The organism is Streptomyces sp. NPDC001985 (genome assembly GCF_040296845.1).
GTDB lineage: Bacteria > Actinomycetota > Actinomycetes > Streptomycetales > Streptomycetaceae > Streptomyces.
Genome location: NZ_JBEOYB010000038.1, coordinates 65,076 through 76,326, shown reverse-complemented (window position 1 = coordinate 76,326; position 11,251 = coordinate 65,076). Strand labels below are relative to the sequence as shown.

3 protein-coding genes are annotated in these 11,251 nt (G+C 75.4%); all 3 read left to right on the top strand.

Annotated features, from left to right (window positions below; genetic code table 11):
- The first annotated feature begins 406 nt into the window (after positions 1-406).
- Genes ABT122_RS18875 through ABT122_RS18865 form a run of 3 tightly spaced genes read left to right on the top strand, consistent with a single transcriptional unit; the run spans position 407 to position 11,165 of the window.
- Entirely contained in the window at positions 407-7,648 is a 7,242-nt protein-coding gene (locus ABT122_RS18875; protein WP_351553002.1) for a non-ribosomal peptide synthetase, read from the top strand.
- On the top strand, positions 7,645-9,414 hold the full coding sequence (locus ABT122_RS18870) for a thioester reductase domain-containing protein (RefSeq protein WP_351552999.1): 1,770 nt from the start codon (positions 7,645-7,647) through the stop codon (positions 9,412-9,414). Before ABT122_RS18875 ends, ABT122_RS18870 begins: the two co-directional genes overlap by 4 nt.
- Positions 9,411-11,165, top strand: a complete 1,755-nt coding sequence (locus ABT122_RS18865) for a fatty acyl-AMP ligase (RefSeq protein WP_351552996.1) — start codon at positions 9,411-9,413, stop codon at positions 11,163-11,165. The genes ABT122_RS18870 and ABT122_RS18865 overlap by 4 nt, the downstream gene beginning before the upstream one ends.
- Positions 11,166-11,251 lie beyond the last annotated feature (86 nt).

The following is an 11,251-nucleotide window of genomic DNA, read 5'->3' as shown; positions in this document are numbered from 1 at the left end:
GGTCCGCCCGCACCGGCCACCGCCCGCCGGGCGGGCCCGCGCGAGCGCGGCCGGCCCCCGGTCCGCGCGGTCCGCGCCGCACACCGGCGGCGGGACCGAGGGCCGTCCGACGGCGGCGGGGCGGCCATGTCATCGCGGCGTGATGCACCCGCGCGCGGAACGGCGCAGCTCACCGGAGCGACGCTCGACAGGCCACGACATGGGCCGATGCCCTTTCGGCTGCGCAAGGTAGGGATCAAGCCCCATCGCGCGGCTTCGCCGCCAGATTGCCGTCATCCCCTTGAGGTGTACTACACGCATCTATTAGGAAGGATCACGTCCGGTCGGGTGACAGAGCCGTCGACCCGGTGCACCAACGCCATGGCAGCAGCGCGAATGTTCCGCCCCCGGGGGAGTGATCAAGCAAATGCCCAGCAGTGCCGATCCGACATGCCTGGAATTGACCGCCGCCCAGCTCGGTGTGTGGACCGCCCAGCACCTCGACCCCGGCAGCCCCCGCTACAACTGCGGCAGCTACCTGGAGCTCCCCGGCGGCATCGACCCGGAGCTGATGCGCCGGGCGGTGCGCCGGGCGGTCGACGAGGCCGAGGCACTGCGCGTACGGTTCCACGACCGTGACGGCCCCGGCGGCGCCACCCCGGTCCAGACGGTCCACCCCACCCCCGCCGACCCCCTGGAGCTCCTCGACACCACCACCGCCGCCGACCCGATGGCCGCGGCCGAGGCCTGGATGCGCGCGGACCAGTCGGAGGCCGCGTCGCTCACCGACGGGCCCCTGGCGCGCCACGTCCTCATCACGGTCGCCCCCGGCACCCGTCTGCTCTATCTCCGCTACCACCACATCGTCATGGACGGCTACGGCCAGACGCTCCATCTGCGCAGAATCGCCGAGATCTGCACCGCGCTCGCCGCCGGCACGGAGATCCCGCCGCCGCGCGCCCGGCCCCTGCGGGAGACCGTCGCCGAGGCCGCCGCGTACGAGAACTCGGCCGCGCACACCCGGGACCGGGACTTCTGGCTCGGCCGGTTCGCCGAACGGCCCGAGCCCGTGAGCCTGGGCGGGCAGCGGACCCACGCCGCCCGCAGTCTGCTGCGGCACGCCACCGACCTCGGCGAACCGGACCTCGCGCTGCTCCGGGAGGCCGCCCACCGGCTGAGCGCCCGGCCCTCGGCGCTGCTGATCGCCGCGGTCGCCGCCTACCAGTGCCGGGTCACCGGCCGCGCGGAGACCTTACTGAACCTGCCGGTCACCGCCCGGCAGACCCCGGCGGCACGCGCCACGCCCGCCATGCTCGCCAACGAACTGCCCGTGCGGTTCACCGCCGCACCCGGTACCTCCTTCGCCGACCTCGTCGCCCGGACGGCGGGGACCCTGGGACGGCTCCTCACCCACCAGCGGTACCGAGGCGAGGAACTCCGCCGCGACCTCGGCATGTCCGGCAGCGCCGAGCGGCTCGCGGGCACCACCGTCAACGTGGTCACCTTCGACACCGGCCTCTCCTTCGCCGGAGCGCCGAGCCCCGCGCACCACCTCTCCTCCGGACCGGTCCACGACCTCCAGCTGGACTTCTTCACCGACGCCCGCACCAGCCGGGTCCGGCTGGTCGCCGACGCCGACCCCGCCCGGTACGCGCCCGGGGCCCTCGCCGGCCACACCCGGCGCCTGCTGACCCTGCTGCGCCACGCGCTGCGCGACCCCGGGGTGCCGGTGGACCGGCTCGACCTCATGGACGGCGCCGAACGCGACGCCGTACTGAGCGCCGGCCGGGGCCCCGCTACCGCGTACGCCACGGCGGAGCTGTCCCTCCACGCACTGGTGGAGCGGCAGGCCGCCCGCACCCCCGACGCCACGGCCGTGAGTGCCGCCGGCGGCACCCTGACCTACCGGGAGCTGACCGGCCGGGCCCGGCGGCTCGCCGGCCATCTGCGCGAACGCGGAGCGGGCCCCGGCTCGGTCGTCGGCGTCCACGAGGAGCGCTCCGCCGACCTGGTCGTGGACCTGCTCGCCGTACTGATGTCCGGCGCCGCCTATCTGCCGCTCGACCCCGGGCTGCCCGCCGCCCGGATCGCGTTCCAGATCGAGGACGCCGCCGTGCGCACCGTGCTCAGCAGCGCGGATCTCGCCACCCGGCCGCGCTCCGCGGAGTGGCCCGGCACCGAGGTCGTCCCCGTGGACAAGGTGCTGCCCGCACTGCCCGAGTCCGGGCCGCCGGCCGCCGTCGCCGGCCCCGGCGACACGGCGTACGTCCTCTACACCTCCGGCTCCACCGGCGCACCCAAGGGTGTCGCGGTGCCGCACCGGGGCGTGGTCAACCGGCTGCTGTGGATGCAGGACGAGTTCCGCATCGGCCCCGGTGACCGGGTCCTCCAGAAGACGCCGTACACCTTCGACGTATCGGTGTGGGAGTTCTTCTGGCCGCTGCTCACCGGCGCGGCCCTGCACCTCGCCGCGCCGGGGGAGCACCGGGACCCGCGCGCCCTGGCCGAGACGGTGCGGCGCGAGTCCATCACCACCCTGCACTTCGTCCCGCCGATGCTCGATCTCTTCCTGGCGGAGCCCGCGGCGGCGCGGCTGCCGTCCCTGCGGCGGGTGCTGTGCAGCGGTGAGGCCCTCGGCCCGGCCACCGTCCGGCAGTTCTTCACGGTGTACGGCGGACCGGACGGCCCGGGCCTGCACAACCTCTACGGACCCACCGAGGCGTCCATCGACGTCACCCACTGGCCGTGCGCGCCGGGGAACGACGCCGGCCCGGTCCCGATCGGCCGGGCCGTCGCCAACACCGCCCTGTACGTGCTCGACGCGGGCGGCGAGCCGGTGCCCTTCGGTGTCGTGGGCGAACTCCACATCGGCGGGGTCCAACTCGCCTCCGGCTATCTCAACCGCCCCGACGAGACCGCGCTCCGCTTCATCCGCCACCCCCTCCTCGGCCGCCTCTACCGGACCGGGGACCTGGCCGCGCTGCGGCCCGACGGGGTCGCCGAGTACCACGGCCGGATCGATCAGCAGCTCAAGATACGCGGACAGCGCGTCGAGCCCGGCGAGGTCGAGGCGGCGCTCCTCGCCCTGCCCCACGTCGCCCAGGCCGTGGTGACCGCGCCCCGGTCACCCGGCGGGGAGCGGCAGCTGCTGGCCCATGTGGTGCCGGCGCCGGCGGCCCCCGGCGGCGCCGTCTCCGAGGCCGCGCTGCTCGCCGAGGTCCGTGAGCGACTGCCCGCGCCCCTCGTCCCCTCGCGGATCGTCGTCCTCGGCGAGCTGCCGGCGCTGCCCAGCGGCAAGGTGGACCGCGCCGCCCTGCCGCCGCCCGACAACGATGCCCGGCCCGCCGCCGGGGAACCGGCCGACGAGGCCGAGCGCCTGGTCCTGGAGGCATGGCGGGAGGTCCTGGGCCGCGACGCCGTGGACCTGGACCGCTCGTTCTTCACGCTCGGCGGGGACTCCATCCTCAGCATCCGGATGCGGACCGCCCTGGAGCGGCGCGGGCTCACCTTCCCGGTCGCCGACCTCTTCGAGGCGCCCACGGTCCGGGCCCTCGCCCGGCGCACCCGCCCCACGGCCCCGGCGGCCGGCCGGGCCGGGCCGTTCTCGCTGCTCGACCCCGCCGACCGGGCCGCGCTGCCCGCCGGCCTCACCGACGCGTATCCGCTGGGCAGTATGCAGACCGCGATGCTCCTGCACGGCGGATACGAGGACGGGAGTTCGGTCTACCGGGTCGTCACCAGCGTCCGGATCGGTCTGCCCTTCGACGAGGCCGTGCTGCGGCGGGCCCTGGACGCCACCGTCCGCCGCCACCCCGCCCTGCGCACCTCCTTCCACCCGACCGGCTTCAGCGAACCCCTCCAACTCGTCCACGACGAGGTCGCCGTCGGAGTGGAGGTGGACCGCGCGCTGTACGGAGCGGGGTCCGAGGCCAGGGACGAGGGCCTGCGCGCCTGGGCCGACCGCGTCAAGCGCCGCGCGTTCGACCTCGCGTCGGCCCCGCTGCTGGCCTTCACCGCCCACCCGCTCGGAGCGGAGTCGTTCCAGCTGGGCGTGGTGGAGCACCACGCGGTGCTCGACGGATTCAGCGACGCCGCGATGCTCGACGAGATCGCCGCCCGCTACCGGGCCGGCAGCGCCGGAGAGGACCTCTGGCTGCCGGAGCTGCCGTCCACCTACCGCGCGTTCGTGGCCGCCGAGCGAGCGGCGGCGGGGGACGCCGGGCACCGCGCCTTCTGGGAGGCGGAGCTGGCCGGCGCCGAAGCCACCCCGCTGCCCCGCACCGGTGCCACCGGGGAGCCCGGCACGGCCTGCCACCGCCGCTACGACGTCCCCGTCGGCGCCGGCACCGCGGCCCGCCTCGCGGACGCGGCCCGTGCCGCGGGGCTGCCGCTGAAGTCCGTGCTGGCCGCCGCCCACGCCGCCGTTCTGCACAGCCTCGCGCCCGGCGCCGATGTCGTCACCGGAACGGTGGCCCACGGCCGTCTCGACGAGGACGGCGGCGACGAGGTGATCGGCGTCTTCGTCAACACCCTCCCGCTGCGGGTCTCCGTGCGGGGGACCTCCTGGCGGGAACTCGCCCGGCAGATCCACGGCCATGAGCGCCGCACCGCGCCGCACCGCCGCTACCCCTACGCCCGGGTCCTGCGCGACCACCCCGCCGCCGCCCCGGACGCGTATGTCAACTTCATGGACTTCCACCGGCAGTGGGGAGCCGGCACGGCGGTACTCGACGGCTTCGGCATCGCGGACACCGACTTCCCACTGGCCGTCAACTTCCTCGTCGACCCCGTCGGCGGCCGGCTCGGACTGTGGCTCGACTGCGACACCGCCGTACTCGACCCCGCGTTCTGCGACCGGCTCACCGGCTACTACGCCCGGGCGCTGCTCGCGTTCGCCGCCGACCCCGCGGCGGCGGCGGACGGCTGCGACCTGCGCGACGAGACCGAACGCGCGCTGCTGAGCCGGTGGAACGAGACGACCCCGGTCCAGGGCACCGCGGTCCACGCGCACCGGGCGTTCGCGGATCAGGCCGCCGCGACGCCGGGCGCCGTCGCCGTGCTGGACCGGGGCACCACCCTCGACTACGCCGCCCTCGACGCCCGGGCCAACCGGCTCGCCCGCCATCTGCGCGCGCGGGGCGCGACCGTGGGCGCCCGCGTCGGTGTCAGTGTGCGGCGCGGCGCCGATCTCGTGGTCGCGCTGCTCGCGGTGATCAGGACCGGCGCCGCCTATGTCCCGATGGACCCGGACTTCCCCGCCGAGCGCCTCCGCCACATCGCCGGGGACGCCGGACTGGACTGTGTGCTCGCCGGGCCGGGGGCCGAGATCCCGGACCTCGGGGACCGGCCCGTCGTACGCCTCCAGGACGAGGCCGGGCCGATCGCCGCCCGCTCACCCGCACCCTTCGACTGCCCGGCGGGACCCGGCGATCCGGTCTATGTGATCTACACCTCCGGCTCCACCGGCCATCCCAAGGGAACGGTGCTGCTCCACCGCAACCTCACCAACTTCTTCGCCGGGATGGACCGGCTGATCGGTACCGGTCCCGGTGCCACCGTCCTCGCCCTCACCAGCGTGTCCTTCGACATCTCGATCCTCGAACTGCTCTGGCCCCTGACCCGTGGCGCCGCTGTCGCCATCGGCGGCGAGCGCGTCATCGACCGGCTGGTGCCCGACCCGGACGGGGACCCCGGCGAGGACTCCTTCACCGGTCTGTGCGAGCGCCACCGGCCCGCACTGGTCCAGGCGACCCCGTCCTTCCTCTCCGCCGTCGCCGCCGAGCCCGAGGCCCTGCGGTCGCTGAGGTCCGTGCGCACCCTGATGGCCGGTGGCGAGGCCTTCCCCTCCGGGCTGGCCCAGCGGCTGCTCACCGCGCTGCCGGATACCCGTGTCCTCAATGGATACGGCCCCACGGAGGCCACCATCTACTCCGTGGTCCATGAACTCGACCGGGACCGGGACCCCGGCGCCGCCGTGCCGATCGGCCGGCCCGTCGCCAACGCCGTCCTGCGCGTCTGCGCGCCGGACGGCGGCGAGCTGCCCATCGGGGCCGAGGGGGAGCTGTGGATCGGCGGCGACGGCGTCGCCGAGGGGTATCTGGGCCGCCCCGAGCTGACCGCCGAGCGGTTCGTCACCGCTGCCGACGACGGGCTGCGCCACTACCGCACCGGCGACCGGGTGCGCCGCCGCGCCGACGGGGAGCTGGACTTCCTCGGCCGCGTCGACCGCCAGGTCAAGATCCGCGGCCACCGGGTCGAGCCCGACGAGGTGGAGAGCGTGCTCTCCACCCACCCCGGGGTCGCCACCGCCGCCGTGGTCGCCGTGGACCGGGCGGGCGGACAGACCGAACTCGTCGCCTATGTCGCACCCGCCGCCGCGCACGCGACCGACGACGCGCACCTGGCCCATCTCGACCACTGGCGCGAGGTCTGGGAGGACACCTACGGCGCACCGGAGCCCGCGGACCGCCCCGTACCCCCCACGGACCTCCCCGCCGCCGGCACTGACTCCGCCGCCACCGACACCGCCGGCTCCGGGGACTTCGCGGGCTGGCTCAGCAGCTACACCGGCGCCCCGATCCCCGAGGACGAGATGCGGGAGTGGCTCACCGGCACCCTCGACCGGGTGGCCGCGCTGAACGCCCGCCGGATCGTCGATGTCGGCGTCGGCGTCGGCCTCTTTCTGCGGGAGCTGGCCCCGGGCGCCGACTCCTACCTGGGCCTGGACGTCTCCGGGGCCGCCCTGCGCGCCGCGGCCCGCGCGCTCTGCGGGTCCGGCCCGCTCCCCGGCCATGTCACCCTGCGCCAGGGCGACGCCCTCGCCCTGGCCGACCTGCCCTCCGGCAGCGCCGACCTGGTGCTGTTCAACTCCGTGGTCCAGTACTTCCCCGGCCCCGGCTATCTCCGCCGGGCCCTGGCCGAGGCGATCCGGGTCGCCGGCCCCTCGGGGGCCGTGTTCATCGGCGACGTACGGGATCTGACCCTGCTCGACGCCTTCCACGCCGATGTGCAGCTGCGCCGCTCACCGCCGCTGACCCCGGCCCGCGCCGTCGCATCGGCCGCCTCCCGCGCCCTCGCCGACGAACGCGAACTCTGCCTCGCCCCCGGCTTCTTCCACGAGCTGAGCACGGTGGCGGAGCACCCCGTCACCGTACGGATCGACCTCAAGCGCGGCCACGGCGACAACGAACTCACCCGTTTCCGCCGGGACGTCACCCTGCTGGGCCCCGGCCGCGCCACCGACCCGCCCCCGGCGGGCGGGACCGGCACCGTCGGCTGGCGCGAGGCCGTGACCGCGTCCGACGGCACCGGAACCGGCGCGCTGGACGCCCTGCTCGCCCGCACCCCCGCCGATCGCGCCCTCACCCTGACCGGGGTCCCCGACGAGCGGCTCGCCCGCCCGCTGGCGGCGCTGGCCCTGCTCCGCGGCGAACCGCCCGCGCACACCACGGCCTGGGACCTGGAGCGCGCTGTCTGGGACGCCGGCGGCCCCGGCGCCGTGCACCCCGAGGCCGCCGCGCGCCTCGGGGAGCGGCACGGCCGCACCGTACGGCTGGTACCCGCCCGGTCCGGGCGGCCCGGCGAGTTCGACGCCGTCATCGGACCGGCCCGGACTCCCGCGTCCACCGGTCCGGCAGCCCACCAGGACCCCGAGGAGCAACGACGGTGAACGCGCCCTCCCTCCCCTCCCAGCCCTCCGCGCCGACCGCCAACGACCCGCTGTCCGCCGCCGCCTGGGCCCGGTTCCGGGCCGACATCAGGGCCCACACGGCCGCCCGGCTCCCCGACGCGATGGTCCCCGCGCGCTTCGTGGTCCTCCCCGAACTGCCGAAGCTCCCCAATGGCAAGATCGACCGGGGGCGCCTCGCCCGGGGCCCCGCCGAGGCCACCCCGGACAGCGCCCACCTCCCGCCCGAGACACCCGAGGAACTCCGTCTCACCGCCCTGTGGGCCGACGTCCTGGACGCACCCCGGGTCGGTGTGCGCGACAACTTCTTCGAACTGGGCGGGGACTCCCTCGCGGCGGCGCAGATGGCCGCCCGGCTGCGGGCCGACACCGGCGCCCGCGTCAATCTGCGGCGGTTCTTCGAGAACCCGACGGTGGAACACCTCATCGCCCTGCTCGGCGGCGGCGGGCGCACCCCGGACACCGTCCGCCGCCACCCGCGCAGCGTCCCCGCGGCCGACCTCGCCGCCGACGCGGAACTCCCCGCCGACATCGCGCCGGAGCCCGGCGCGGCCCCGCCCTCCGGCGGACCGTACCGCAGCGTCCTCCTCACCGGGGGCACCGGCTACACCGGGGCCTTTCTGCTCCGCGCGCTGCTGGACCGCTCCGACGCCCATCTCCACGTCCTGGTCCGGGCCGACCGCCCCTCGGCGGCCATCGCCCGGGTGCGCGCGGCCATGGAGCGGTACGGAGTGTGGCGCGCCGGCGACGAGCGGCGGCTCACCGGCGTACCCGGCGACCTGGCCCGCCCCCACCTCGGACTCGACCGGAACACCCATCAGCGGCTCGCCCGCGACATCGAGATGATCGTCCACAACGGGGCCTGGTCCAGCTACGCCCTGCCCTACCGGCGCCTCAAGCCGGTGAATGTGCTGGGCACCCGGGAGGTCCTCGCGCTCGCCGCCCGGCACCGCGTCAAACCGGTCCACTACACCTCCTCCCTCGCCGTCTATCCGGGGCACCCCGGCCGGCACCACTGGGCCGAGGACGCGGCCACCGCGCCCGAGGGAGTGGTCGGCGGCTACCGGCAGACCAAGTGGGTCGGCGACCGGATGATGGCCGAGGCCCATCGGCGCGGCATCCCCACATGCGTCTACCGCCCGGGCCAGGTCAGCGGCGCGCAGTCCACCGGGGCCTGCTCGACCGACACCTTCCTCAACGCCACACTGAAGGGCTGTGTCCAGCTGGGCGCCGCCCTGGAGTTCGACGTCACCCTGGAGCTGACCCCGGTCGACTTCTTCGCCGACGCCCTGGCCCATGTGGCACTCGGCGGGCGGTGGCACGGAACGGCCTTCAACGTCCCGGCCGCCCGCACCCTCAGCTGGCACCGGCTCGTCGAACTGCTCGGGGAGTGCGGCTATCCGCTGCGCCTGCTCCCGTACCGCGACTGGTACCGCGAGCTGTCCGGCGCCGTCGAGCGCGGCGAGGAGAACGAACTCGCCCGCTTCCTCCCGCTGTTCGGCGAGGAGGCGCCCTCCGAGGACCTCGGCTACCGGGGCAGCGAGCCCGAGTTCGCCACCACGAACCTGAGGGCCGCGCTGACGGGCTCCGGCATCTCCTGCGGGCCGCCCGACCGCGAGCTGATCGACCGCTTCCTCACCCACTTCGCCGCCACCGGGTATCTGCCCCCGCCGCGAGGCGCCGTCCCCCCGGGCACCGCCCCGCGCGTGACCCCTCCGAGCACCGCCCCGCGAAGGACCACCCCATGACCGGTTCTCTGCTCCGTGACCCCACCGCCCTGCGTCTGCTCCGCCGCCACGCGGCCGAGCGCCCCGGTCAGGACGCCGTGACCTTCGTCCACGACCACGACAGCGCCGACGGGGAACAGACCCTCGGCTACGCCGCGCTCGACGCCGAGGCGGCCCGGGTCGCCTCCTGGCTCCAGGAGCACTGCGCCCCCGGCGACCGGGTGCTGCTGCTGCACCCCCCGGGGCTCCCGTTCGTCACCGCGTTCCTCGGCTGCCTCTACGCCGGGGTGGTCGCCGTCCCCTCGCCCATGCCCGGTCACTTCGCCCACCAGCAGCGCCGGACCACGGGCATGGCGGCCGACGCGGGAGCCCGGATCGCGCTCACCGACACCGGTCAGCTCCCCGAGGTCCAGCGGTGGATCACCGAACAGGGCCTCGGACTGCGGGCCGAGGCCAGCGACGCCCCCGGCTTCGGTGACGCCGCCGCCTGGCGGGAGCCGCCCGTGGACGCGCGGGACCTGGTCCTCCTCCAGTACACATCGGGCTCCACCGGGGACCCCAAAGGGGTGATGATCGGCCACGGCAATCTGCTGCACAACGCCGACAGCCTGCGCCGTTCCCTGGGCCTCGATGAGCACACCCGGTTCGGCGGCTGGATTCCGCTCTACCACGACATGGGTCTGATGGGGCAGTTGCTGCCCGCGCTGTTCCTGGGCAGCACCTGTGTGCTGATGTCGCCGATGGCCTTCCTCAAACGCCCCCACCAGTGGCTCTCGATGATCGACCGCCATGGGCTCGGCTACTCGGCCGCGCCGAACTTCGCCTACGAGCTCTGTGTGCGCAAGGTGACCGCCGAGCGGGCCGCCGCGCTCGACCTGTCGCGCTGGCGCTTCGCGGCCAACGGCTCGGAGCCCATCCAGGCGTCCACCCTGCGCGGCTTCGCCGAGCACTTCGCCGTCTCCGGCTTCCGGCCCGAGGCACTGGCACCCTGCTACGGGATGGCGGAGGCGACCGTCTTCATCTCCGGCCGCGCCGGACGGCCCCCGGTCGTCCGGCGCGTTGACCCCGGCGCGCTGGAGAAGGACGAACTCCGGCCCGCCGCGCCCGGCGGCCCCGTACGCGAACTCGTCGGTTGCGCCGACGCCCCCGACTTCGACGTGCGCGTGGTCGACCCGGCCACCTCGCGGGAGCTGCCCGACGGCACCACCGGCGAGATCTGGGTGCGCGGGGAGAGCGTCGGCGCGGGGTACTGGGGACGCGCGGAGGCGTCCGCCGAGACCTTCGCCGCCCGCACCGCCCGGGGAGAGGGGCCCTATCTGCGCACCGGCGACCTCGGCGCCCGGTACGACGGCGAACTCTTCGTCACCGGACGGATCAAGGACCTCCTGATCATCCACGGGCGCAATCTCCACCCCCACGACCTGGAGCACGAGCTGCGGCTGCGCCACCCCGCGCTCGCCACCCTCGCCGGAGCGGTCTTCAGCGTTCCCGCCCCGCACGAGGAGATCGTGGTCCTGCACGAGATCCGGGGCCGGCTCACCCCCGAGGAGCTGACCGAGACCGTCCGGGGCATGCGCCGCACCGTGCTGCGGGAGTTCGGCGTCCACGCCGCCGGAGTGCTGCTGATGCGGCCCGGCACCATCCACCGGACCTCCAGCGGCAAGGTGCGGCGCTCCCGGATGCGCCGGCTCTTCCTCGACGGAGCCCTCGCCCCGGTCCACCAGGAGCTCGATCCGGTGCTCGCCGCCCCGGCCCTCCGGGAACGCCCGTGACGGCCCCCGCCACGCCCGCGGACCCCGCTCCGACCGTGCCCGCCGGCCCCGCTCCGGCCACGCCCGCGGACCCCGCTCCGACCGTG